General features: G+C 66.1%; 25 protein-coding genes. 10 read left to right on the top strand and 15 right to left on the bottom strand.

What is annotated here, in order from left to right; all coding sequences use genetic code 11:
* Positions 1 to 3 precede the first annotated feature (3 nt).
* Positions 4 to 462: a hypothetical protein gene (locus PHA81_RS06875; RefSeq protein ID WP_273835974.1), complete on the top strand. Its 459-nt coding sequence runs from the start codon at positions 4 to 6 to the stop codon at positions 460 to 462.
* A 227-nt stretch (positions 463 to 689) separates the two neighbouring features.
* On the opposite strand, the gene PHA81_RS06870 is transcribed toward PHA81_RS06875, so the two are convergent.
* From PHA81_RS06870 to PHA81_RS06850, 5 genes are all read right to left on the bottom strand, one after another.
* The gene (locus PHA81_RS06870) at positions 690 to 1,589 is read right to left on the bottom strand and encodes a polysaccharide deacetylase (protein ID WP_273835972.1); all 900 of its coding nucleotides are present in this window, start codon (positions 1,587 to 1,589) and stop codon (positions 690 to 692) included.
* Positions 1,590 to 1,682: 93 nt separating this feature from the next.
* On the bottom strand, positions 1,683 to 2,669 hold the full coding sequence (locus PHA81_RS06865) for an asparaginase (RefSeq protein WP_273835971.1): 987 nt from the start codon (positions 2,667 to 2,669) through the stop codon (positions 1,683 to 1,685).
* Positions 2,670 to 3,012: 343 nt separating this feature from the next.
* Positions 3,013 to 3,651, bottom strand: a complete 639-nt coding sequence (locus PHA81_RS06860; RefSeq protein WP_241430414.1) for a hypothetical protein — start codon at positions 3,649 to 3,651, stop codon at positions 3,013 to 3,015.
* Positions 3,652 to 3,804: 153 nt separating this feature from the next.
* Positions 3,805 to 4,944, bottom strand: a complete 1,140-nt coding sequence (locus tag PHA81_RS06855; protein ID WP_005045025.1) for an FAD-dependent oxidoreductase — start codon at positions 4,942 to 4,944, stop codon at positions 3,805 to 3,807.
* 263 nt (positions 4,945 to 5,207) lie between these two features.
* The gene (locus PHA81_RS06850; protein WP_005045023.1) at positions 5,208 to 6,095 is read right to left on the bottom strand and encodes a hypothetical protein; all 888 of its coding nucleotides are present in this window, start codon (positions 6,093 to 6,095) and stop codon (positions 5,208 to 5,210) included.
* Positions 6,096 to 6,147: 52 nt separating this feature from the next.
* Here PHA81_RS06850 and PHA81_RS06845 point away from each other — a divergent pair, with 52 nt between their 5' ends.
* Complete coding sequence (locus PHA81_RS06845; protein ID WP_005045021.1) at positions 6,148 to 6,861, top strand: lipoate--protein ligase family protein; 714 nt, start codon at positions 6,148 to 6,150, stop codon at positions 6,859 to 6,861.
* 24 nt (positions 6,862 to 6,885) lie between these two features.
* Entirely contained in the window at positions 6,886 to 8,172 is a 1,287-nt protein-coding gene (locus PHA81_RS06840; protein ID WP_005045019.1) for a dihydroorotase, read from the top strand.
* Here the strand turns inward: PHA81_RS06840 and PHA81_RS06835 are convergent.
* The 5 genes from PHA81_RS06835 to PHA81_RS06815 form a co-directional block, all read right to left on the bottom strand.
* Positions 8,161 to 8,505 (bottom strand): hypothetical protein, encoded by a 345-nt coding sequence (locus tag PHA81_RS06835; RefSeq protein ID WP_005045017.1) that lies wholly within the window; start codon positions 8,503 to 8,505, stop codon positions 8,161 to 8,163. The genes PHA81_RS06840 and PHA81_RS06835 overlap by 12 nt on opposite strands.
* A gap of 3 nt (positions 8,506 to 8,508) precedes the next feature.
* Positions 8,509 to 9,480 carry an ABC transporter permease gene (locus PHA81_RS06830; protein ID WP_005045015.1) on the bottom strand — a complete coding sequence of 324 codons (972 nt, stop codon included), beginning with the start codon at positions 9,478 to 9,480 and terminating at the stop codon, positions 8,509 to 8,511.
* A 22-nt stretch (positions 9,481 to 9,502) separates the two neighbouring features.
* Positions 9,503 to 10,555 carry an ABC transporter permease gene (locus tag PHA81_RS06825; protein WP_273835966.1) on the bottom strand — a complete coding sequence of 351 codons (1,053 nt, stop codon included), beginning with the start codon at positions 10,553 to 10,555 and terminating at the stop codon, positions 9,503 to 9,505.
* A gap of 117 nt (positions 10,556 to 10,672) precedes the next feature.
* Positions 10,673 to 12,469, bottom strand: a complete 1,797-nt coding sequence (locus PHA81_RS06820; protein WP_005045009.1) for an ABC transporter substrate-binding protein — start codon at positions 12,467 to 12,469, stop codon at positions 10,673 to 10,675.
* Between the two features lie 60 nt (positions 12,470 to 12,529).
* Entirely contained in the window at positions 12,530 to 15,010 is a 2,481-nt protein-coding gene (locus tag PHA81_RS06815; RefSeq protein WP_005045008.1) for an ABC transporter ATP-binding protein, read from the bottom strand.
* Between the two features lie 82 nt (positions 15,011 to 15,092).
* Here PHA81_RS06815 and PHA81_RS06810 point away from each other — a divergent pair, with 82 nt between their 5' ends.
* Entirely contained in the window at positions 15,093 to 15,554 is a 462-nt protein-coding gene (locus tag PHA81_RS06810) for a hypothetical protein (protein WP_005045005.1), read from the top strand.
* A gap of 557 nt (positions 15,555 to 16,111) precedes the next feature.
* Here the strand turns inward: PHA81_RS06810 and PHA81_RS06805 are convergent.
* Positions 16,112 to 16,954, bottom strand: a complete 843-nt coding sequence (locus tag PHA81_RS06805) for a DUF5806 family protein (RefSeq protein WP_049910316.1) — start codon at positions 16,952 to 16,954, stop codon at positions 16,112 to 16,114.
* Positions 16,955 to 17,063: 109 nt separating this feature from the next.
* Here PHA81_RS06805 and PHA81_RS06800 point away from each other — a divergent pair, with 109 nt between their 5' ends.
* From PHA81_RS06800 to PHA81_RS06790, 3 genes are all read left to right on the top strand, one after another.
* A complete protein-coding gene (locus tag PHA81_RS06800) occupies positions 17,064 to 17,426 on the top strand; it encodes a universal stress protein (RefSeq protein ID WP_005044998.1) in 363 nt (120 codons plus the stop codon).
* Positions 17,423 to 17,941, top strand: coding sequence for a GNAT family N-acetyltransferase (locus PHA81_RS06795; protein WP_005044995.1), 519 nt, complete (start codon positions 17,423 to 17,425; stop codon positions 17,939 to 17,941). The genes PHA81_RS06800 and PHA81_RS06795 overlap by 4 nt, the downstream gene beginning before the upstream one ends.
* A 70-nt stretch (positions 17,942 to 18,011) precedes the next feature.
* Entirely contained in the window at positions 18,012 to 18,146 is a 135-nt protein-coding gene (locus PHA81_RS06790) for a hypothetical protein (RefSeq protein WP_273835960.1), read from the top strand.
* Between the two features lie 60 nt (positions 18,147 to 18,206).
* Here the strand turns inward: PHA81_RS06790 and PHA81_RS06785 are convergent, their stop codons facing one another.
* Together PHA81_RS06785 and PHA81_RS06780 are read right to left on the bottom strand one after the other, a co-directional pair.
* Positions 18,207 to 18,716, bottom strand: a complete 510-nt coding sequence (locus tag PHA81_RS06785) for a universal stress protein (RefSeq protein WP_005044992.1) — start codon at positions 18,714 to 18,716, stop codon at positions 18,207 to 18,209.
* Positions 18,717 to 18,767: 51 nt separating this feature from the next.
* Positions 18,768 to 18,929, bottom strand: a complete 162-nt coding sequence (locus PHA81_RS06780) for a hypothetical protein (RefSeq protein WP_161606972.1) — start codon at positions 18,927 to 18,929, stop codon at positions 18,768 to 18,770.
* Positions 18,930 to 19,143: 214 nt separating this feature from the next.
* Here PHA81_RS06780 and PHA81_RS06775 point away from each other — a divergent pair, with 214 nt between their 5' ends.
* From PHA81_RS06775 to PHA81_RS06765, 3 genes are all read left to right on the top strand, one after another.
* Complete coding sequence (locus tag PHA81_RS06775) at positions 19,144 to 19,590, top strand: universal stress protein (protein WP_273835957.1); 447 nt, start codon at positions 19,144 to 19,146, stop codon at positions 19,588 to 19,590.
* Positions 19,591 to 19,614: 24 nt separating this feature from the next.
* On the top strand, positions 19,615 to 20,049 hold the full coding sequence (locus PHA81_RS06770; RefSeq protein ID WP_005044983.1) for a universal stress protein: 435 nt from the start codon (positions 19,615 to 19,617) through the stop codon (positions 20,047 to 20,049).
* 77 nt (positions 20,050 to 20,126) lie between these two features.
* Positions 20,127 to 21,230 (top strand): hypothetical protein, encoded by a 1,104-nt coding sequence (locus PHA81_RS06765; RefSeq protein WP_005044981.1) that lies wholly within the window; start codon positions 20,127 to 20,129, stop codon positions 21,228 to 21,230.
* 8 nt (positions 21,231 to 21,238) lie between these two features.
* On the opposite strand, the gene PHA81_RS06760 is transcribed toward PHA81_RS06765, so the two are convergent.
* Positions 21,239 to 21,616: a hypothetical protein gene (locus PHA81_RS06760; RefSeq protein WP_049910307.1), complete on the bottom strand. Its 378-nt coding sequence runs from the start codon at positions 21,614 to 21,616 to the stop codon at positions 21,239 to 21,241.
* A complete protein-coding gene (locus tag PHA81_RS06755) occupies positions 21,586 to 22,764 on the bottom strand; it encodes an aminoglycoside phosphotransferase family protein (RefSeq protein ID WP_005044978.1) in 1,179 nt (392 codons plus the stop codon). The genes PHA81_RS06760 and PHA81_RS06755 overlap by 31 nt, the downstream gene beginning before the upstream one ends.
* Positions 22,765 to 22,771: the final 7 nt, after the last annotated feature.

The raw sequence follows: 22,771 nt of genomic DNA, 5'->3' as shown, positions 1-22,771 counted from the left end.
TGCATGAGCACCGATACCGACGACACGCCACCCCGCCTCAAACGACCGCTGCTCTACGTGATGGGGGTCTTCTACGCCGCCGCGGGGGTGATGCATTTCGTTGCACCGAAGGTGTACGCTCGGATCGTTCCACCACGGTTTCCCAAACCGGTCGCACTCGTGTATCTCTCCGGCATCGCGGAGATCGTACTCGGCATTGGCGTCCTGCTCCGGCGGACGCGCCAGCGGTCCGCGTGGGGACTCATCGCGCTCCTGATCGCCGTGTTTCCGGCGAACGTTCATATGGCGACCAGCGACGTGGCAACTGATGCAGCCCCCGACTGGGCCGAGGGCATCACTCGGGCGGCGATGTGGGCACGACTCCCGCTCCAAGGCGTCCTGATTCTCTGGGCGTGGTGGTACACGCGCCTGATGCCCGAGAGTTCGGAGAAAGACGCCTCAAACCCCGAGACACACCAGTAACGGACGAGTAGGCTCCATCGAAGCACTGTCTTCATCCACAGCCGCTGTCGTGTACCGAGAGCCTGTCTCACGCCGCTGGTGGCGCAACGTCGGCAGTCATCGCTTCCGAGCCGCTCGCTTCGGGTTGTCACGTCATCGGTCGTGAATCAGTTCGAAACGGCAGTCGATGTCCGATATGCAAGTAGCAGTACGAAGTCGATCAAAAGTCGCCGGAGAAGCGACCCGGTTCAGACGTATTCACCACGAGCTTCGTAGACGGATGGATCGTCGTCGTACTTGCGCGCGACCTCTTCCAGCGTTTTGAACTCCGCGTTTTCGTGGCTTTTCACGTAGTTGATGAACGCTTCGAGATGGGGAATCATGTGGGGTAGTCCATGCAGGTCGGGGTGGATAGTGAACGTGTAGACACCAGCACCGCGGCGATTGTAGAGGTAATCGAACTGCGGTTTGTAATACTGCTCGTACATCATCTCCGGATTTTTGTAGCCGGCGTGATAGAGTGGCTGCTTGATGAACAGCATCGATGGGATATCATCTCGATACCAGCTGATAGGAATCTCCACGACATCGGTTTCGTCACCGTATTCGTACGGTGTCGTCCACGAATCAGGCTCCTGATCGTAGTCGATTTTCTCCCAGCTATCGCCCTTGCGCATGTAGCCCGGTTCGAACTCGCGCTCCATGAGGCTACTATCGTAGAGGAAGTCGTACTTCTCGACGAGATCTGGCGTGTTTTCACTGAACTCCCACCAGCTCGCGCGGTGGCCGACCGGTTTCTCACCCGTCACTTCCTCGACGAGATCGATCGAGAGTTGAAGGATCTCGTCTTCCTGTTCGCGTGAGAGGTCGGTCGGGTTTTCGTGAGAGTAGCCGTGAACGCCGATTTCGTGGCCAGCGTCCGCGACTGCCTGAATCTCCTCACGGAAGGTTTCGATAGTATGCCCTGGAACGTACCACGAGGTGTCGATAGCTTCGTCTTCGAACAGCTGGAGCAGACGCGGAATGCCCTCATTTCCGGCGGAGAGTCCACGCGAGAGATCCGCCGGTGAATCCGCGCCGCCGTACGATCCCAGCCAGCCAGCAACACAGTCCGCATCGACACCGATTGCGACATCGATATCACTCATTGTGACCGCATATCGGTTCACACCCACGGCCAATAGCAATGATCGTCGTCGCAAGTATTTCCGGAGTCTGCTCGTGTTCGTTCTCCGTCTTCGTCACGAATTCGCCTCGAATGCCTCGCGGAGAGTGGTGAGATCGGCCGCCTCATACTCTTCGATGAGTAGCATGAGTTTCAGACGTGCCTTGTGAGCGGGGAGATCACCGCCATCGATTATCCCATGCGAGCGGAGCGTTTTCCCGCCACCGGGCGTTCCGTACACGGGCGCGACTGCCCCGCCCTGACAGCGCGAGGTGATGACAACTGGAACATCCGCTTCGAGGGCGTCACGGATCGCACCGCCGAGTGGACTCGTCGTATTGCCGAGACCGGTCCCCTCGACGATGAGGCCATCGACACTCCCACCGAGGGCGGCGTCGACCTGCTGTGTACCGACACCGATCCCCGTTTTCACCACTACGACATCAGCCGACGTTGTGGTGGCCTCGATCGTGTCCGACCGACTTCCCGGCTCGCGGTGGACGCGTACGCTTTCGCGGGTGAAGTGTGCGACTGGGGATTTATCCGGAGAAACGAACGCCGAGAGGTCACTCGTGTGTGCTTTCGTGACGTCTCGTGCGGCGTGCAGCTCTTCGTCGAATGCAATGTAGACACCGCCTCTGCCGCGGAATCGGTCGTGGCTTGCCGCCCGGGCTGCGGTGAGAAGATTGCTCGGGCCATCGGGACTGACTTCGTCCGAACGACGCTGTGCTCCCGTGAGAACGACCGGTGCATCCAGATCGAGGACGAGATCCAAGTAGTAGGCGGATTCCGCCATCGTGTCCGTCCCGTGGGTGATGACGACGCCATCAGCGCCATCATCGACGGCCGTGCGTGTTTGTTCGACGATCACTGCAAGCGACTCGATATCCATATCGAAGCTCGGCGTCTGCACGACTTCCGTCACCGCGATATCGGCGTGCGATCCGAGCTCCGGTACGGCTGCAATGAGATCGCCACCGCTTCTGCTTGGCGTTGCACCGTCCTCCGCTTGCGTACTTGCGATCGTCCCGCCGGTGCTCAGTACAGTGATGGATGCAGACATTCTCGGCAGGTGGTGTGCACTACTGCCACTTAAACGAACGGCGTCGATGTCCGAGACGGCGAAACCCGATGTCCGAGACGGCGAAACCCGATGTCCGCACGACGCTACATGTGCTGTGTGAGCTTGGGTTACCACGGTGTCGGCGAACGCACTGCCCGTCGGGAACCGTATCAACGTCTCTGCCACGAACGGGAACTGTTGGCGGCGAAAGAGGGTCGAAGGCATCGAAGAAGGAACCGACAGCGTGATCGCCACGGTCTCGTGGGGAGTGGTTGTCAGTCGTTCCGAGATCGGCCGCACGAAGACGTGCGATCGGGCCAGTGATCGGTTACAACCGTCCCTCTCAATCGTCGGTCTCGATCCGTTCGCCGTCGACGTACACGTCGACCGCACCCTCGCTGGCGGCCTCGAAGTCGGTGATCTCGCCGGTGATCCGGTAGGCGTCACCACCGCCGCCGAGTCGGCCGCTAACGCTCGAACCGTTCGGCGAGATGATATCGATGTCGGGATCGCGGGTCACGCCATCGTCGTTGATCGGTGCGCCGTAGCTCTCGCCGCGGCGCTCGATCGTCCCCGTGACCGAGAAGTCGTAGGTCACCTTGTCGTCGGGGCTCCCGCCGATGATGACGACGAAGTGGGACTCGAGCGATGGCGTCGCGGTCGGGGAGGGTGTTCCGGTCGTCGTCGGGGCTGCCGTCGAGGTTCGGGTTGGCGTCGTGGTTTCGGTCGCTGTCGGCGTGCTGCTCGTCGGAGCCTGCCCCTGGATGGTTTCCGTGGTGGTGTTCGCTGCGGCGGTCGTGTTCGGTGTGGTGGTCGCGTTTGCTGTGGCGTTTGTGGTCGTCGGGGACGGCGTTGCACTCTGCACGTCCGTTCCGGCGACCGTCGTGTTCTCGGGCTGCTCGTTCGGTGCCGACGCGAGCTGCGAACATCCCGCGAGCAGGAGGAGGACTGCCAGCAAAACGGGGGCGAATCGTCCGGTCATACCCCATTCAGGTCGCGTCCGGGGTATAACTTCCTCGGTCGTTTTCCGTTCGGCCATCGTTTCGGGCACGAAACGGTCGGCAGAACGGTTTCGAATCGGCTCGCCGGCGATGACCGAAAAGCACGACACGGACGGCGTTAGCGCCGGACGGCCTCAGTCGCCGGCGAGTTCTTCGCGCACGAGTCCGGCCGCGTTCTCGATCGCGCCGACCGAGGAGAGATAGCCCGCCCCGACGCTCGTTTTGAGCGCCTTCGCGGCCGGTCCCCGGAACACCGTCGGTCCGACCTGGGCCACCGCACCGTCGCCGACGCTGACCAGCCAGCCGGGCGCGTCGAACCTGAATCGCTCTGGCCGTGGCTCGAACAGCGCGTCGTCTCCACCGCCATCCTGTCGGTGGGACACGATCCCGGCGATGCTGTCGGCGACGCTTCGTGCCTCGCGGACGGCGGCCGCGGCGCTCGCCGGGACCGCCGCGCCGTCGGCGTCGGTGACTCGCGCGGCGTCGCCGAGCACGAACGTGTCGCCGCCGAGCCGGAGCGTGTCGGGCACGATCGGGCGCTCGCCGGCAAGCGCGTCCGGTCCGCGGATGCCGCCGGTCCAAATGAACTGGCCGTAGGGCAGCTCGTCGGTGTCGAGTTCGATGGCGTCGTCGGTCGCGCGCTCGACCGCCGCGCCGGTGTTGACGATCACGTCGCGGGCTTCGAGCTCCTCGTGGACCGCCTCCTGAAAGTTCGCCGGGAAGTTCGGGGCGACGCTGTCGAGGCGTTCGAGCAGCACGATCTCGCGATCGATCCCCTCCTCGCGGGCGAGCGCGGCGAGTTCGCCCGCGATCTGGACGCCCGAGAGGCCGGCTCCACCGACCACGACCCGATCGCCGGCGGCGAGTTCGAGGAGCTCCTCGCGGATGCGCGCGGCGTCGGGCAGACGTTTCAGCGGTGTGGCGTGTTCCTCGACGCCCTCCAGATCGTGAAACGCGGTTTCGGCCCCGAGACAGACCGCACCGACGTCGTACGAGAGTTCCTCGTCATCGTCGAGTTCGGCGACGCCTCGCTCGTGATCGACGTTCGTGACTCGCGCGACGCGGAGGGTCGCACGATCGAGGACGTCGGCGAGATCGACCGTGATCCCGTCGGCGAGCGACGGCCGTCGGACGACGCGGTGGAGTTCGTGCTGGACGAGGTGATCGGGGCGGTCGTTGACGACGACGATCTCGTCCGACTCTGACAGCCGTTTTTCGAGCTGTCGAGCGAGCGTGAGACCGGCGTAGCCGGCTCCGAGGACGGCGATTCGCATCGGTGTTCGGTAGGGGTGCGTCGGTTAAATGCGTTGAGAACGCCGAAGTCGACCTAGGTATGTAGGGTGCAGAGGACGAACAACAACGCTGCTCGCACGGGGCAACTGAGAACCACAGGCCACACAGCACCACCAGCACCGCAACCATCCACATGCCTCCCAACCGACTCCCTCACTCGCTTCACTCGTGCAGATCTCGCACGCGAGTCGCGCCTTCGGCGCTCCCGCGCGCCAACCGCACCGTCCGGCCTGCGGTGTGCGGATCAGCCGAGTCGAATCGGATCGTCGCTCGGGTGGAGTTCGACCGTGACGCGCTCGCCGCAGGCGAACTCGGTGTCGGGACAGACGAGTTTCGCGCCGAAATCGGCCTCGCGGCCACAGAACAGCGAGAGGCCGGTGATGCGCTCGCCGTTGGCGAGCACGTCGAGCGACTCCCACGCCACGTCACGGCCGGAGGCGTGGCCCACCGCACGCCCGAGCAAGGACACCGCGCCGTCGCGTTCGCGGTCGCCATCAGTGGCGAGCGCGCCGCCGCCCGTGTAGTGGATGAGGCCGCCGTCGAGAACCCCTCCGTCGTCGGCCGCGATCCCGACGAAGCGCTCGCCTGGATCGGGATGGGAGGGAGCGTCGAGCACGGCGTAGGTGTCGCCCGTCTCGACGACCCTACCTGTCCCGTCCCAGTCGAGCCCCACGATCGGGCACTCAACCGCGAGCGGAAGCGACCCGCTCGCACGATACGAGTTCGCGTCGGGCGAGCGAAATTCGAGATGAACGTGGTTGTCGACCCACGGCGCGAAGAATCCCGCCCGGACGAGCCGACCAAGCGGATCACCGACGGCGATCGAATCACCTGGCGAGACGGTCGGCTCGACGTGAAGCACGCGGGCGACGTGCTCGCCGGTGTCGACGAGAAGGAGGTGGTCGTCAGCCTCGGCGTGGGATTTCGGTGGGGCGCGCACGGTTCGGGTGTCGAGCACCTCGCCAGCGACCGGCGACGGTGCGATCGAGGGCTCGCCGTCGGTCGCCGGGCCGAGCCCCGCATCGGGGTAGAGATCGATCGCGTGTCCCTGCTCGTGGGCGACGTAGGGGGAGTTATACAACGAAAAGCGACGGTACTGCGAGAGGACGTCGGCACCGAGCGAGACGGCCATTGGCGAGACGACGAAGCGCGGGCGTTTAGCCCCGTCGCCCCCTCCATCGACTATGCGCGTCTTCGAGGGGCGAGCGGCCGACATCGAGGCCGATCGCGAGCGCACCCGCGAGCTGGTCGCACACACCGCAACGACCGGCGAGCCGGCAGTGCGCGCGTGGACGCCCCACCGTCAGATCGCGTTCGGTCGGCGCGACGCCCGCGCCGAAGGCTACGACCGGGCGCGCGAAATCGCCGCCGACCACGACTTCTCTCCCATCGAGCGCGAGGTCGGCGGCCGCGCAGTCGCGTACACCGGGTCGACGGTGGCGTTCGCGCGAGCAGAGCCCATCGAGGGGCGGGAGATCCAGCAACGCTACGCACGAGCGACCACCAATCTCCAAGCGGCGTTCGACCGGCTCGGAGTCGAGGCGCGCGACGGCGAACCGCCGAACTCGTTCTGTCCGGGGTCGCACTCACTTCAGGCCGACGGCAAGATCGCGGGGCTCGCCCAGCGCGTGCGGAGCGACGCCGCGCTCGTCGCGGGAATCGTCGTGACCCGCGACGCTGCGGCGATGGCGGAGGTGCTCGAACCGATCTACGACGCCCTCGATGTGGCGTTCGATCCCGACTCGGTCGGGAGTGTGGCGCGCGCCGGCAGCGACGCCGACCCCGAGACCGTCGCCCGCACGATCGAGCAGGCACTCGCGGAGGGGTATCGGAGTACGAACGACCAGTCGACGGACGAATCGGCGGCAGACGACCCAGCCGACGATCGGGACGCTTAGGCCTGCGGGCGGTCGAGCGTCACCATGCTCATCGCGAACGCGACGCTCGTCGACGGTCGCCAGCGCGACGTCCGAGTGGCAGGCGAGCGGATCGCCGCCGTCGAGCGCCGACTGTCGGCCGGTGCTGACGAGACGACTATCGACGCCACCGGAAAGCTCCTACTGCCGGGGATGATCGACGCCCACGTCCACTTCCGCGAACCGGGCTTTCCCGAGAAGGAGACGTGGGCGAGCGGCAGCCGGGCGGCAGCGGCCGGTGGCGTCACCACGGTTGTGGACCAGCCGAACACCCAGCCCCCGACGGTCGACGGAGAAACGTTCGACGAGAAGGCCACCTGTACTACGGATTCGGTCGTCGACTTCGGAATCAACGGCGGCGTCACGCCCGACTGGCAGCCCGACGAACTGCTCGATCGGCCCCTGTTCGCGCTCGGCGAGGTCTTTCTCGCGGATTCGACGGGCGAAATGGGAATCGACGCCGACCTGTTCGCCGACGCCGTAACGGCCGCGACCGAGCGCGGCGTTCCCGTCACCGTCCACGCCGAGGACGCGACGCGGTTCGACGCGTCCACTAGGGATCGTGACGACGCCGACGCGTGGAGCGCGTTCCGAACCCCGGAGGCCGAGCGCGCGGCGGTCGAGCGCGCGTGCGAGGTCGGCAGAGACACCGGCGCACAGCTCCACATCGCCCACGCGAGCACGCCGGAGGGGATCGACGCCGCGGATAGTATGGAGATGACCTGCGAGGTGACGCCCCATCACCTCCTGCTCTCGCGCGAAGACTACGACGACCTCGGCACTCACGGACGGATGAACCCGCCGCTGCGGAGCGAGGAGCGGAGGGAGGGGGTGTACGAGCGCGTCGCCGATGGGACGGTCGATCTGATCGCAACCGACCACGCGCCGCACACCCGCGAGGAGAAGGACGCGGGGATCTGGGACGCCCCGAGCGGTGTTCCGGGTGTCGAGACCGCGCTCCCCCTGCTCCTCGCGGAGGCGCGCGCAGGACGGCTCGACTACGAGCGGGTGCGTGATCTCACGGCCGCGAACCCCGCCGCGGTGTTCGACCTTCCACAAAAAGGCCGTGTCGAGGCCGGGAAGGACGCCGATCTCGTGCTCGTCGACCCCGACGCGACCCGCGATATTCGGGGCGAGGAACTGGCGACGGACTGCGGGTGGACGCCGTTCGACGGGTTCGAAGGCGTGTTCCCGGAGTGGACGATGGTACGCGGCGAGACGGTCTACGAGCGCACCGACGGCGAAGAGCGATTCGGCGCGGCGATCGGCGAGAACGTCCGGTCACGAGAGTAGCGTCGTCGCGACCACGACGCCGATCATCACACCCACACCGAACCCGACCAGCCGAGCCATCGCGCGCCGCGAATCGCGCTCGGTCCAGCCGGTATCGGTGTCGAGATGGGTTTGGAGGGTTTCGACAGCGTTGCCGGCGAGCACCGAGCCCGACCAGCCGAGCACCGCGAACCCGAGCACGAGCGCACCGACCGCGAAGGTCTGTGTGCTGGCGAACTCGGGAGTGCGAACGGCGGCGAGCGCGAAGAGGGCGAGTGCGCCCGCGACGACCCCGACCGCACCCGCCGTGGCGAGCAGTCGGATTCGCGGGCGGAGCCACGCACCGAGCGCCACGGATCAGTCGATGGCCTCGCGCATCCGTGGGTCGAGGGCGTCGCGCATCCCGTCACCGAGGAGATTGAACCCCAAGACGGTGATCGCGAGGAACAGTCCCGGGAAGAACGACCACCACCACTGACCGGTCAGAAGTCCCTGCTCCACGCCATTGGAGAGCATCAGCCCCCACGAGGGCGTGCCGGTGGGCGCACCGAACCCGAGGAAGGACAGCGCGGCGAGGTCGATGATCGCGAGCCCGAAGTTCAGCGTGCTCTGGACGGTGATGGGCGCGAGACAGTTCGGGAGGATGTGCCGAACGATCACCCGGGGATCGGTCGCACCGAGCGCCACCGTCGCGTCGACGTACTCGTCCTCCAGTACGGCGAGCGCCGCGCCACGAATGACGCGGGCGAACCGTGGCGTGTAGACGAGGGTGAGCGCGGCGACCGCGCGCCAGAGCCCGAGATCGTCGGGGAAGATGGCGACCAGCGCGAGCGCGAGCAGGAGCGAGGGGAACGCGAGCAGCACGTCCATCGTCCGCATCACGACGTTGTCGGTGACGTCGCCGAAGTACGCGGCGACGATCCCGAGTCCGACGCCGGCGACCGTCGAGATCGCAACGGTGATCGTGCCGTAGAGCAGGGCGTACCACGCGCCGTAGAGCACCCGTGGGAAGATGTCCCGCGCCTGGCCGTCGGTGCCGAACGGGTATTCGAGGAAACCGACCGTCGTGGCCGTCGCCCCGCTGCCGAACAGGTTCGCCCACCAGCCCGGAGCCTGCCGCGGCGGGTTCTGGCCGAACTGGGTGAGCGAGATCGCCTCCAGATCGACGAACAGCCGCGCGTAGATCGCGACCGCCGCCATCCCGAACACGATGACGATGCCGGCGAGCGCGAGCCGGTTCGAGAGGAGATCCGAGAGGAACGGCGACGCCCGGAGCCGATCGAAGACCCCGCGCGTACGACCGCTGCCCATCTCCGTTTCGGTGCTCATCGCCGTCCCTCCAGTTTGCGTGTCATTGTTGGATCCTCGGATCGAGCGCGGAGTAGGTGATGTCGACGCCCAGGTTCACCAGCGTGAACAGGAACGCGAACACCAACACCGTCCCCTGAACCACCGGGTAGTCGCCGACGTTGATCGCCTCGACGAGGAGGGTGCCGATCCCGCCGATGCCGAAGACGGTCTCGGTCAGGACTGCCCCGCCAAGGAGCGAGCCGAACTGGATGCCGATGACGGTGATCACCGGAATGAGCGCGTTCCGGAGGCCGTGTTTCATCAGCGTGATCTTCGCGCCCTGGCCCTTCGCGCGGGCGGTGCGGATGTAATCCTGCCTGATGACTTCGAGCATCGACGACCGCATCATCCGCGAGATCAGCGCCATCGAGTAGATCCCGATCGTCGCCGCGGGCAGGATCATGTGACTGACCGCCGAGAAGAAGGCCGCGAAGTTGCTCACCGCGAACCCGCTCGCGATGGTGGCCTGAATCCCCTGGATGAACGTGTCGACCGTGATGAGCCCGGTGATCGACTCGATCGCGAACCGCTGGGCGTCGATCCGGCCGCTCGTCGGGAGCCACCCGAGGATCTGGGCGAACAGGAGGATCACGAGCGGCCCGCTCCAGAAGATCGGAATGGAGATGCCCGAGAGGGCACCCACGCGGGTGAGGTGGTCGGTGATGGTGTCCTGTTTCACCGCGCTGATGATGCCGAAGGGGATCCCGAGCAGGATGCCGATGAGCTGGCCGTAGAGCGCGAGTTCGAGCGTGATCGGCAGCTTGTTCACGAGGATCGTCCGCACCGGCGTGTCGCGCTGGATGGTGTACGAACTCCCGAGGTCGAACTGGACCGCATCGACGAGAAAGCGGCCGTACTGCACCCAGATCGGATCGTTGAGCCCGAGTTCGCGCTCGATCTGTCTGACGAACTCCTCGGATGCACGCTGGCCGGCGATCGCGCGTGCCGGGTTGCCCGGTGAGAGCTGAAGGATCGCGAAAACCAGCGTTGCGACCCCGAACAGCACCGGGATGAGGAGCAACAACCGCTTCGCGATGAACCGCGTCGAGACCATTACGCCGAACCCTGTCCGGCAAAGGTAAAAGTTGCTCGCTCGTCATCGGCCGATTTCGCCACTTTCAGACGTTCAGCACCGCTCACAGCGCTGGTGGACCGGTGGTGGTGTGGCGGCCTACTGTCCGAGCGTGACGAGGTTGAGGTAGGGGCCGCCGATCGCCGCGACCGTGTAGTTCGACACCCGGCCCCCGACACCACGCAGCTCCTTCGCGTGGTCGAGGAACACCCACGGCGCCTCGTCGTGGGCGATCTGCATCGCCTGGTTGTACTTCTCCTTCCGGGTTGCCTCGTCGTAGGTCGCCTGACCCTCCTCGACGAGAGTCATGTACTCACGGTTCGCCCACGCCGCCCGGTTCGAGGTGTTGTAGCCCTCGGTGTCGAAGCTGACCCAGTCCTGGCCCTCGGTGAGTGCGCTGTCCTCGACCTGTGGGTGCAGCAGGACGTACGCGAAGTTGTCCGGGTCGGCGTTGTCGGTGTACCACCCGAGGAAGCAGGCGTCGTGTTTGCCTTCGGCGGTGTAGTCGAGGAACGGGTCGAACGACTGCTGGTTGATCGTGACCTCGATCCCGATCTCAGAGAGGTTCGATTTGACGGTTTGAGCGGTCGGCAGCGGCGAGGGGTTGTACCCTCGCGGGTTCTGGAACGTCGCGAGTTCGAAGGAGAACCCGTCGCCGTAGCCTGCCTCCTCCAGCAGCGACTGGGCCTGTTCGAGGTCGCGGGCGTACGGTTCGAGCTCCCCGTTGTGGCCGAGCACGTTCGGCGGGATGGGTTGGGCGGCCTGGGAGGCGAAGCCGGCGTAGATGTTCTCGACGATCGCTTTGGTGTCGATGGCGTAGCTGATCGCCTGGCGCACCTGCTTGCTCTGGAACTCCTCGACGTTCATGTTGAACGCCATGTAGCCGGTGTTGATCCCCTCGACCGACCGGAGTTCGGCGTTCTGGGCGCTCTGGACCTGCTGTGAGGCCTGCGCACCGAGCCCGTCGGCGATGTCGATCTCACCGCTGGTGAGCGACTGCGCACGCGTGGAGTTCTGGCCGATGGTCTCGAAGACCACTGCCGACACCTGCGGGCCCTCGCCCCAGTAGTCGTCGTACGCCGACAGCCGAACGACGCCCTGGCCGTCGTTCAGGTTCTCGAGCTGGAACGCACCCGTTCCGACGGCCTGTTGGCTGAGGTCGATGCTGTCGTCCTCGATCGCGGCTTTCGAGTGGATCGCCGCCGCGAAGATCGCGAGGTTTCGGAGGAACGGCGCGTACTTCTGGGTCAGCGAGATCGTCATGCTGTAGTCGCCGTCGGTCGAGATCTCGTCGATCCAGTCACCGAACGTGAACGGCCCGTACGCCGACACGTAGTCGTCGCCCGCGTAGTACTGGTACTCGGCGTCGGTGAAACGCCGGAACGTGGCGACGAAGTCCTCGGCGGTGAACTCCTCGCCGTTGTGGAAGGTCACGCCCTCGCGGAGCGTCAGCGTGGCCTCCTGCTCTTCGAGACTGTAGTCGGTCGCCAGCTCCTCGGTGAGGGTGGCCTCGCCGGGCACGAACCCGATCAGCGAGTCGTACATCTGCTCGGTGACCTTCGCGACCTCGCCGCTGGTCGAGTTCTGGAAGTCGAGCGTCGAGGAGTGGCTGCCGCGGGCGTAGACGAGCGTCCCGCCGCTGCCGCCACCGCCGGCGCTCTGGTTGCCACCGGTTTCGTTCCCGCCAGTCCCGTTCCCACCACCGGTCGCGTTCCCGCCGGCGGAGCCGTTGGCACCGCCGCCCGAGGCGCCACCGCCATCCCCGCCGGAGCCGTTGCCATCACTGCCGTTGCCGCTGTCGCCGCCACCGAGACAGCCCGCGATCGCCGTCGCCGCCGCCGCGCCGCCGGCGGCCTTCAGGAAAGATCGTCTGTTTCTCTCGTCATCGTGTGACATGGGCGTGAGTGACGAGAGGAAGATAATAAGACTACCGGAAAAAATTGCGTTCGGCGCGGGCTACGTCGGGCGGTCGGGTTGGTCGTAGAGGTGACACGCCGCCGGGTGTGCCTCGTTCTGGAGAGTGGGCTGTTGGCGCTCGCACACGCTCTCGAAGCGCTCGCGGAGCACCTGAGCGGCCTCCTCGAACTCGTCGTCGGCGACGAGTTCGAAGGAGGTTTCGATCACCGCGCGCGATTCGGTGTCGAGCGCGTCATCGTGCTCGAAGAAATGTGTCCAGAGCGTGCGCTTCGCGTCGGAGAGGCCGCCATCGGTCGCCACCGCCTCGGCAGGGGTGTCGGCCTCCGCACGGATCGACTCGACCGAGATCGCGCGGTTTTCGACGCGCTCGCGGTAGTCCATCACCTCGCGGTACGCTTCCTGAGAGACGTCGATGTCGTCGGGCGGGATCACCGACGGACACCGGGTCCGGAAGCGACAGCCCGAGGGTGGGTCGATCGGGCTCGGAACGTCGCCTTCGAGCGTGACGCGCTCGCTCGCGGCCGCTGGATCGGGTTCGGGGATCGCCGAGAGCAGGGCCCTGGTGTAGGGGTGTTTCGGATCGGCGAACAGCTCCTCGGTGCCTGCGACTTCGACGATTTCGCCGAGATACATCACCGCGACTCGATCGCAGATGTGACGGACAACGGAGAGGTCGTGCGCGATGAAGAGGAACGTCAGCCCGAACTCCTCCTGGAGGTCTTCGAGGAGATTCAGGATCTGGGCCTGCACGGAGACGTCGAGCGCGCTCACGGGCTCGTCGCAGACGATGAACTCGGGGTCGACCGCGAGCGCGCGGGCGATCCCGACACGCTGGCGCTGGCCGCCAGAGAGTTCGTGGGGATAGCGATCGTACTGGCCGATTTCGAGCCCGACCGCCTCGATGAGCTCCTCGACCCGATCGCGGCGTCGCTCTCTCCCCGAACGATCGTCGTCGGCATCGGCCTCGGGGAGATCGTGGATCTTGAGGGGTTCGGCGATCGTCGCGCCGACGCTCATCCGGGGATCGAGACTGCTCATCGGGTCCTGAAAGATCATCTGCATGTCGCGGCGCTTCTCCCGAAGCCCGTCCTTGTCGAGGCCGCCGAGCTCCTCGCCCGCGAACACGACTCGACCGTCGGTGGGTTCGAGCAGTCGGAGGAGCGATCGGCCGGTGGTCGACTTGCCACAGCCCGACTCACCGACGAGGCCGAGAGTTTCCCCTTCGTACACCTCGAAGTCGACGCCGTCGACCGCGCGCACCGGCTTCTGCTCGCGCGCGAGCCACGAATCGAGCAGGTCGTCGGCCTGCGAGAAGTGCTTCTGGAGGCCGTCGACATCGAGCAGCGGCTCCTCGGTCGCCTCCTGCGTGGAAACGGGATCGCTCGTGGCCGTCGCGCCCGCTTCGCCCCCGTACTCGTTCGTGTCGAAGTCCTCCAGAACGCATTTCGAACGGTGGTCGACCGCCTCGGGGCCGTGCTGAAGATACGGGATCTCGCCCTCGCGACACTCGGGCTTGGCCCACGGACACCGCGGCGCGAAGTGACACCCATCGGGGAGGTCGACGAGATCGGGGACGTTGCCCTCGATCGGGGTCAGCCGGTCGGTGTTCTCGCGGGGGATGGATTCGAGCAGGGTGTAGGTGTACGGATGGCTGGGGTTGGCGAAGATCTCCTCGACGGGGCCTTCCTCGACGATCTCGCCGGCGTACATCACCGCGACCCGATCCGCAGTCTCGGCGATCACGCCGAGGTCGTGGGTGATGAACAGCACTGACATCCCGTACTCGTCCTGGAGATCGTTGATGAGATCGAGAATCTGGGCCTGGATCGTGACGTCGAGGGCGGTCGTGGGCTCGTCCGCGATCAGGAGCTGGGGTCGACAGGCAAGGGCGATCGCGATCAACACTCGCTGGCGCATCCCGCCCGAGAACTCGTGGGGGTACTCGTCGACCCGCGCGGCGGGCTCGGGGATGCCGACCTCCGCGAGCATGTCGATCGTGTCCTCCAGGATCGCGTCGTCGATGTCCGAGCCCGTCTTGGGCAGGATCTCGCGGACGGCGTTGAACCACGAGTCCTTCTTCCGGCCACCGTACTGGTGGAGGCGGAGACTCTCGGCGACCTGCTCGCCCACCGGCACGGCGGGGTTGAGCGAGGTCATCGGATCCTGGAAGATCATACTCATCTCACCGCCTCGAACGGTGCGCATGGCGTCCTCGGGCGCGCGCGTCAGGTCGACGGTGCCCGCCTCGGGATCCGCGAACTCGCCCCGATACTCGTCGGCGAACGAGCGGGCGAGGTCGGCGTCGTGAAACTCGACCGTGCCGTCGGCCACGCGACCCGGATCGTCGACGAGGCCCATCGCCGACAGCGCCGTCACCGACTTTCCCGAGCCCGATTCACCGACGAGGCCCACGGTCTCGCCGGGTTCGATGGTGAGATCGAGCCCGTCGACCGCCTTCACCGTCCCCCGTTCGGTGGCGAACTCGGTCCGCAGGCCCGCAATCGAGAGTAGATCGGTCACGTCGAGCCGTTTGGAACCGTGGTATATACATTTGCCGCAACCGAAAGGAATCCTTTTGGTCCCCACCCTCCCGACACGGGGTATGTCCGAGAGCAATCCGTTCGATCGGGTCGTCGAACCCTGGGAGGAGGTCATGGGCGATATGGAAGCCACGGCCGCGGAGTACCGCGAGGCAGGCTGGGACGTGCTCGAACTCCATCCCGGCGACGTCACGATTCTGGACGGCGAACGCTACGGCCTCGACGTGCTCGTGCCCGGTGACGAGTACGAGCGCCTCGCCGACGTCGCCGAGGCGGGAACGTTCGATTCCTACGAGGTGTACCGCGCCAGCGAGTCCGATATCGTGTTCGCGCTCGCGGTGCTCGAGGATCCGGCGAGCGAGCAGGCGGTGTGCTGTCCGGTCTACTACGAGCGAGGCAAAGCCGACGAGATGGCCCGCCGTGCTCGCGGGGAAGGGCGGATGTACACCCACATCCGGCCGCTCGCCGACGACGAGGCCGTGACCTTCGCCTACGAGGACCCCGATCTGTTCTTCGCGAACTGACCGATCACGTGGGATCGTATTGCTGACTTCCGCGGCCGCATCGCCACCGCGCTCCGCACGGTCGGTGGCGACCGAAATCGTCGGAAAAGCACCTGTGGTGGTGCCTGTAGGGTAGATCAGCCTTCCCGAAATCCCAAGCACAGCGAGGTGAAAATTGATAACGGACGCACGAGAAATCCGTCCCGTGCCAGCAGGAGGTGGACCAAGTGGACCGGTGTCTACCGTCTTGGGATTGCTCACAGTCGTGGGCGTCGGAGGGATCTTTGGTATCGTCTACAGAGAATTGAAGAGGTCCGTAGCGAGATCGTCCAGCGGCGGGATGGAGTCCGAAGATCGACAGCGATGGAAGTCAAATGTAGGAGTAGTGTGTATCATAGCAGCGCTATTGGGAATACTGTCCAGACATGGGATCGGGTTCGGATTCCGTGGTTTGACCGATCCAGTAGTCGTTTCCCTCTTCCTGATCGTCGGCATCGCCTCGCTGGTTTCCGTGAGGTCCTGAACCACCAACCGCGCCGACCATCGGTCGACGATTACCGTCTCGCTGCGACGACGATCTACTCCGCCGCGTCGGTTTCGCTCGCTGTAGCCTCGTCCGTGGCCGGGTCGTCGGCCGCGTCGCCTGGCTCGAACGACTCGCCACAGTGCGGACAGGTGAGGTCGTCGTGGCGCAGCGCCGCGCTCTGGGTGCGGACCTCGCGCATCGTGCTCGAAATCCGCTCTTCGGCCGCTAGCTCCTCGTCGACCGCGAGGTCGACGCCCTCCACTTCGAGCAAGAACTTCGCCACCTCGGTCGCCTCGTACATCACGTCGTCCAACTGCTCGGCGGTGAAGAAATCGCTCATCGCACCGTAGAGGAAGGTCGCACCGGCCATCCGGACCTTCTCCTCGAAGGCGGCCCGGGCCTGGTTCACGGCCTGCGGGGTGTAGGTGTCGGTCATGAACGGGACGAGCTCGGGGAGATGCTCGCCGATCTTGGTCATCTCGACGCCGGTCTCCGTGCGGAAATCGGCACACAGCCGCGCGATCGCCCACTCGCGCGCAGTAATGTACGTCCGATCGCGCAGAAACTCGTTGGCGCGATCGTAGCGCGCGCCGTCCATTTTGGTGAAGCGATCGTACTTCCGGACGTCTTCCGGAACGGAGTGGGCCGCGGTTTGGGAGTCGTCGACGCCAGCGGTTGCGTCGGCAGCCGAATCGTCAGTTCTCGGTTCATCAGTCGACGGCTCGTCATCTGCCGGTTCGTCGTCTGTCGGTCCGTCAGTCGCCGATTCGTCGGTGGACGTTCTATCGGCTGCGTCGGTGGCCGATCCGGGGGCGTCGTCGGCTGGCGTCCCGTCCGTGCGCTCGTCATCGCCGGGGCGCTCGGGACGATCGCGGGACGTGGAGTCGTCGGTCATCGTCGAGCGTCCGAACGGGGCGTGAAAAAGCGTGTCGACGGGCACGTGGCGGCACGACGCGGAGACGAGTGGGCACAACGGTTTTGCCCCGAGGCCGCCAGGCCCGGGTATGAACGTCCTAGTGGGGATCGACGGGACCGAACGCGCGTTCACGGCGTTCGAACGGGTTGTCGCGCGGGTGAAAGAGACTGGCGACGACCTCACGGCGGCGATCGTCGCGAGCGAGATCGAACGGCCGGAGACGGTCGAACGCCGGGTGCGCGAGGTGCTCGACGGCGAGGGAATCGAGGCCGCGATCAGGCGGATCGAGGGCCACGCCGGCGGTGGACTGGTCGATCTGGCCGACGACGGCGAGTTCGATCGCCTCGTCGTCGACGGCGGCGAGCGATCGCCGACGGGGAAGATCCGGCTCGACTCCACCACCGAGTTCGTCCTGTTGAACGCCGAGACGTCGGTGACGCTCGCCCGATGAGCCGACCGTACCCCGACGAACCCGCAGGACCGTTCGAGCGGCCACCGGAGACGTTCACCGACGCTCACGGCCGCGAGATCGAGATATCGGTGTACGACGACGAGGAGTTCACGGTGCTCGCCGAGATGTACGTCGCGTTCGACCCCGCTGACCGTGCGCAGGGCATCCCACCGGCGAACGAGGAGGCGATCGAGGAGTGGCTCGACACCATCCTCGAATCGGGGTACGACGTGGTCGCGTACCACGGCGATACGTGTGTGGGCCACGCGACGCTCGTAGCCGACGGTGACGCGTGCCACGAGCTCGCGATTTTCGTTCTCGACACCCACCAGGCCGCCGGAATCGGGTCGCGACTGTTGAAGGCACTGCTCGGCCACGCCGGTCGCGAGGGTGCAGAACGTGTCTGGCTCACCGTCGAGCGGTGGAACCAGGCCGCGATCGCGCTCTACCGGAAGGTCGGGTTCGAGACCTGCGACAGCGAGAGCTTCGAGATCGAGATGGCGATCCGGCTGTAGCCGCGACCCCGATGGTGTGGTATGGTGGATCACCCCGAGGATTCAATAGCCGTCGGCCGATATCGTCGTCATGGGGCCGTACCAACAGTGCCCGTTCTGTGAGACCGTCGTCGAACTCGACTCCGACGACAAGGCCGCGCTCCGCAGACACATCCGAGTCGCCCATCCCGACGAGGAGCGGACGGCGGTCCATCGAGCGATGTGAGCTGCGGATAGCGGAACGCATGTCGGAGGGAGGGGCCGAAGAAGAGAACACAGCGACAGCTCAGACCGAGAGAACGGGTTCGGTGGCGTACTGGAGGACGTACTCGGCCGCACGTCCGAGGAGTTCATTGGCCTCGCCGCCGGGTTCGCGCGGGACCACCACGAAGTCCACCTCGGCGTCGGCGGCGGCGTCGAGCACCACGCTCCCGGGATGACGGGATTTCATCGTGGGCGAGAAGCCGTACGCAGAGGAGTGAGTGAGTTCGACGCGCTCGGCGGCGAGGTCGCGAGCGGCGTCCATGAACCCCTCGCTTGCGGCGGCGATCGCGTCGTCGTCGGGCTCGCCGGGCGCATCCCGACGGACCATCTCCGGGTCGAGGACGTAGAGCGCGTGGACCCGTGCGCCGTAGCGCTCGGCGACCGCGACCGCGTACTCGACGGCGTGCATCGACTCGTCGCTGCCGTCGACCGGGACGAGCACGGTCGTCACGTCGAACGGCGTACCTGGGGCGTGGGCATCGTTGACCCCATTCGACGAGTTCGAGTCGTCGTGGTCGGCTGTGGCGTCCATACACGCTCGTCGCCGGCCCACCTCAAAAACGCTCGGCTCGCCCACCGCACTCTACGCTCGTTCGCTCGCGGTGTTCGTTCGATCGCGGCGGCGCTCGTAGTGTTCGTTCGCCCGCAGTGTTCGTTCGCGGGTCAGCCACTTGCCTGCCGCTACCGCACCGCAACAGCCACACGCCCCTCCAACCGATTCCCTCGTCTCGTTCGTGTCACTCACTCGCCTCAGTCATCCCTCGCGCGAGTCGCACGCCTACGGCGTGCTCCCGCGCGCCTACTGTTGCTTCGAGGGCACACATCAGCGGCCGACAGCACACAGTCGGGACAGTGTCGATCGCTATCGGGACAGTGTCGGTCGCTAGACTGTCGTCGGAGTGCGCGATCCGCAAGAATCACCGGAGGTTTTAGGACGGCCCGCCACACGATGTGGGAGCATGGAGCGCGCGCTTGCCGTCGTCGAAGGCACCGAGGAGACCAAACAGCTCGTTCGAGAGGCCGGCGAACTCGCCGCCGGCGTCGATGCCGAGCTGTTCCTGTTGCACGTCACCACCGAGGAGGAGTTCAGCGACCGGGCGAACACGCTCGCGAGCATCCCGAACTACGACACGGAGTACAGCGTCGATCAGGCGCGCGACGGGGCCCGCCAGTTCGCCGCCGATATCGGCCGTGAGGTCTTCGAGGGGCTCGACGTCGAGTACGAGGCCGTCGGCGCGCTCGGCGACAAACAGGGAACGATTCTGGACGTCGCCGCCGAGCGCGACTGCGATCACCTGTTCATCAGCGGCCGGAAGCGCTCACCGACCGGAAAAGCGCTGTTCGGCGACCTCACCCAGTCGATAATCTTGGAGTTCGATGGCGCGGTGACGGTCACCACCGTTTAAGCCCCGCCGCCGGGTAGCCGACCTATGATCGACACCGTGGTCATCGCGACCGACGGCTCGGCGAGCGCATCACGTGCGGTGAGCGTCGCGCTCGACCTCGCGCGCCGGTTCGAGGCCGAAGTCCACGCGCTGTACGTCGTCGAGGAGAGCGACGTCTCCGCTGCGCCCGACGACGTCCGCGATCGCCTCCGGAAAGCGCTCGAGGACGACGGCGAGACCGCACTCGAAGACATCCGCGAGGCGAGCGGACGGACGGTTACGACCGCGGTCCGCGAGGGCCGGCCCGCCAGCGAGATCGGCACGTACGCCCGCGAACACGACGCCGATCTCGTGGCGACCGGGACGCGCGGCCGCCACGGCGAACACCGGTTCGTGCTCGGGAGCGTCGCCGAGGCCGTCGTCCGGAGCTGTCCGGTCCCCGTCCTCACCGTGCGCCAGCTCGACGCTGCCAGCGCGTAGCGCGGTCGCTGGCGGGGTGGTACACCCCTCCCCCGGCGGACCGAGGGGTTCTTCGGCCGCGGTAGCGTGGGACGGGCATGAACGACCGACTCATCGACGACGACCGTCTCGACCTCGCCCGGAAATCCGTCCTCCCCGGCGAGGGATTCTTCTACCCCGACTCGTTCGACGCCGAGCGCGCCGACCGAGAGGTGCGCGAGGCGCTCGCGGGGGCCGACACCGTCGTGCTCGCCGATCCCGACGCCGACGGGCTGGCCTGCGTCGCGCTGCTCCGCGAGGCGTTCGGCGCGGCGGCGTTGATCCCGACGAGTCCTCACGATCTGAGTGATACCCTCGATCGGGTGGCGGATCACGTCGAGCCCGGCGCGCGGGTGTTCGTCTGTGATCTCTGTCCCGACGAGTACCGCTACATCGCCGGCCAGTTCGAGCGGCTCGTCGAGCGGGCTGTGAGCGTGCAGTGGTTCGACCACCACCAGTGGACCGACGAGACCGCCGAACGGGTCCGTGCAGCAGGGGCCGAACTCGTCGTCGGCGACTCGGACGAGGAGTGCTCGGCCGACGTCACGCTGGCCGCGCTCGATCACGATTTTTCCCCCGAGTACGCCGAGCTCGCCGCCGTGACCCGCGATCACGACCTCTGGCTGCGGGAGGACCCGCGAAGCGACGATCTCGCGGACTTCGCGTACTGGAGCGATCCCGAGGAGTACGTCGAGATCGTCCGCGAGCACGGCCCCGATCTCCCCAGCGAGGTCGAGGAGTACCTCGCCGAACAGCGCGTCGAGAAGGAAGCGCTGATCGAGCGCGCGGTCGAGCGGGCCGAAACCCACGAGATCGGGCCGTGGACCGTCGGCGTGACGTACGGCCGGTGTTCGCAGAACGAGGTCGCGGAAGCACTCCGTGAAGCGGGCACCGACGCCGCCGTGGTGGTCAAACCCTCGGGGTCAGCGAGCATCCGCGGGACGGAGCACTTCGAGCGGTGTCACGAGGTCGCGGGCCAGGTCAACGGCGGCGGCCACCCGAAGGCTGCGGGCTGCAAGCCCGACATCTACGATGACATGCTAGATTACGCTCACCACTGGACGACCCGCGGCGCGACCACGAAGCAAGTGATTCTCGGGGCGTTCGAGCGACTCGATAGTGAAGCGGACGACGGGGGCGCACGCGGGAGCGAGGGGCGGTAGTTCGAGTCTCACAACCTGACATCGACGTTCCAGACGCACCAACCGTTGCGTCTCCCATCCCCGAGATCACTCCCGTCGTAGTCGCTGGGTCGTAGCTCGACGAGCGCATCGATCTCGACCACGGTGGCGACGTCAAGGCTCGCTTCGATGCTCGCTGTGGTCGGGCCTTCCTCGACAACCGTGACTTCAGTGACTTCTGTGGGAACCGTCCTCAAGATGACGGTAGCGAGGAAATTGGTCATGGCCGCCGACAAGATCATCGCGACGTCGCCAGCACCCTCCAGCGGCCCTTCGGAGTGGATCAAGTCGTTTGCTTCATCGAATTCGCCGTTACTGAACCGCTTGAGGAACGCTGTCACCACCGCCGCTGGAGACTCATTTTCCATGCGAGCGAGATTTTCCGTCGGAACAAGTCGGTTTCGGAATGTGCACTGTCTGTCGGGGGCAGAAAACGAAGTCGTGGTCTGTAACTACAGAAACGTCGCGACGAACGCGCGATGCTGGCGCTCTCGTTCGTCTCGCTCCGCTGGCGTGCAGTCTTGCAGCCACAGCGGGAGACACGCCATCGCGTCCACGCGACATTTGAGACGGTACGTCTCGATGCGTTCCTCGATCGCGGCCGTGAACGCCCAGTCGTCCCGTTCGGTCGCGTACGCATCACGGAACGAATCGCTGAGCGCCGCAGCCCACTCTGCGGTGTCGCCGGCCCCAGGGTCGAGCAGGTGCGATTCGGTTTTCGCGAGGTTGTACGCCGGCTCCGCGGCGAGCAGGTTCGCCCAGTCGAGGACGGCTCGCGTCGCGCCTGTGTCCGGATCGACGAGGCAGTTGCCGTACCGTAGTCCCAGTGGCAGTACCGCGGTGGTGCCGGCTCCGGGAGCGCGGCGAGACGCGCGCCGAGTTCCTCGCGGAGCGCGGGAACGAGGTCGACGAACCGCTCCGGTTCCAGCGCGAGATCGGGGTAGTACGTTCCGTCCGCGAGCGCGTCGAGTCCCGCCTCGATATCAGCCTGAAACCACCCGTTGAAATCCTCGACGGGACCGTGTTCGCCGTCGAGTACAGTAAGTTCGCCCTCGTTGACGCCGACCCGTCCGACCTGGGGCAGCGGTCCGAGATCGTGGAGTCTGGCGAGGTTCCGCCCAGCCTCGACGACGACGTGTTCCCGGGCATCGTCGTCGAGATCGGCGGGACACCCCTCGTAGTTCTCGCCGGGAACGTTCTCCAGCAGATAGAACGGAGCCGGATACTCGGGATGGGAGTCGGCAAACCCGAACACCTGCGGGACGGGAATCGCGGTCTCGCGGCCGACGAGATCGAGCAGTCGTGGTTCCGACCGAGCGATCGCGGGTGCAACGAAATCAGCGGTCGTCGCCTTCAGAACCACGTCGGACCGTCCACTGGATGTCGAAACGTCGAGAACGGCCACGAGATCGGTACCGTGCTCGCTGCGACGGATCGAATCGACCGTCCACTCCGGACGGAGGGAAGCGACCATTCCGTGGATGGCGGCGTCGGTGGCCGACGACTCGTCGCTCACGACAAGG

The organism is Halococcus sp. PRR34 (assembly GCF_028617175.1).
GTDB classification, from domain to species: domain Archaea; phylum Halobacteriota; class Halobacteria; order Halobacteriales; family Halococcaceae; genus Halococcus; species Halococcus salifodinae.
This window is presented reverse-complemented; position numbering and strand designations above follow the sequence as displayed.

Bases quoted from the DNA above. Each gene is read 5' to 3' on its own strand.
- PHA81_RS06875 (WP_273835974.1), top strand. From the start codon at position 4: ATGAGCACCGATACCGACGACACGCCACCCCGCCTCAAACGACCGCTG.
- PHA81_RS06870 (WP_273835972.1), bottom strand. From the start codon at position 1,589: ATGAGTGATATCGATGTCGCAATCGGTGTCGATGCGGACTGTGTTGCT.
- PHA81_RS06865 (WP_273835971.1), bottom strand. From the start codon at position 2,669: ATGTCTGCATCCATCACTGTACTGAGCACCGGCGGGACGATCGCAAGT.
- PHA81_RS06860 (WP_241430414.1), bottom strand. From the start codon at position 3,651: ATGACCGGACGATTCGCCCCCGTTTTGCTGGCAGTCCTCCTCCTGCTC.
- PHA81_RS06855 (WP_005045025.1), bottom strand. From the start codon at position 4,944: ATGCGAATCGCCGTCCTCGGAGCCGGCTACGCCGGTCTCACGCTCGCT.
- PHA81_RS06850 (WP_005045023.1), bottom strand. From the start codon at position 6,095: ATGGCCGTCTCGCTCGGTGCCGACGTCCTCTCGCAGTACCGTCGCTTT.
- PHA81_RS06845 (WP_005045021.1), top strand. From the start codon at position 6,148: ATGCGCGTCTTCGAGGGGCGAGCGGCCGACATCGAGGCCGATCGCGAG.
- PHA81_RS06840 (WP_005045019.1), top strand. From the start codon at position 6,886: ATGCTCATCGCGAACGCGACGCTCGTCGACGGTCGCCAGCGCGACGTC.
- PHA81_RS06830 (WP_005045015.1), bottom strand. From the start codon at position 9,480: ATGAGCACCGAAACGGAGATGGGCAGCGGTCGTACGCGCGGGGTCTTC.
- PHA81_RS06825 (WP_273835966.1), bottom strand. From the start codon at position 10,555: ATGGTCTCGACGCGGTTCATCGCGAAGCGGTTGTTGCTCCTCATCCCG.
- PHA81_RS06820 (WP_005045009.1), bottom strand. From the start codon at position 12,469: ATGTCACACGATGACGAGAGAAACAGACGATCTTTCCTGAAGGCCGCC.
- PHA81_RS06810 (WP_005045005.1), top strand. From the start codon at position 15,093: ATGTCCGAGAGCAATCCGTTCGATCGGGTCGTCGAACCCTGGGAGGAG.
- PHA81_RS06805 (WP_049910316.1), bottom strand. From the start codon at position 16,954: ATGACCGACGACTCCACGTCCCGCGATCGTCCCGAGCGCCCCGGCGAT.
- PHA81_RS06800 (WP_005044998.1), top strand. From the start codon at position 17,064: ATGAACGTCCTAGTGGGGATCGACGGGACCGAACGCGCGTTCACGGCG.
- PHA81_RS06795 (WP_005044995.1), top strand. From the start codon at position 17,423: ATGAGCCGACCGTACCCCGACGAACCCGCAGGACCGTTCGAGCGGCCA.
- PHA81_RS06790 (WP_273835960.1), top strand. From the start codon at position 18,012: ATGGGGCCGTACCAACAGTGCCCGTTCTGTGAGACCGTCGTCGAACTC.
- PHA81_RS06785 (WP_005044992.1), bottom strand. From the start codon at position 18,716: ATGGACGCCACAGCCGACCACGACGACTCGAACTCGTCGAATGGGGTC.
- PHA81_RS06775 (WP_273835957.1), top strand. From the start codon at position 19,144: ATGGAGCGCGCGCTTGCCGTCGTCGAAGGCACCGAGGAGACCAAACAG.
- PHA81_RS06770 (WP_005044983.1), top strand. From the start codon at position 19,615: ATGATCGACACCGTGGTCATCGCGACCGACGGCTCGGCGAGCGCATCA.
- PHA81_RS06765 (WP_005044981.1), top strand. From the start codon at position 20,127: ATGAACGACCGACTCATCGACGACGACCGTCTCGACCTCGCCCGGAAA.
- PHA81_RS06760 (WP_049910307.1), bottom strand. From the start codon at position 21,616: ATGGAAAATGAGTCTCCAGCGGCGGTGGTGACAGCGTTCCTCAAGCGG.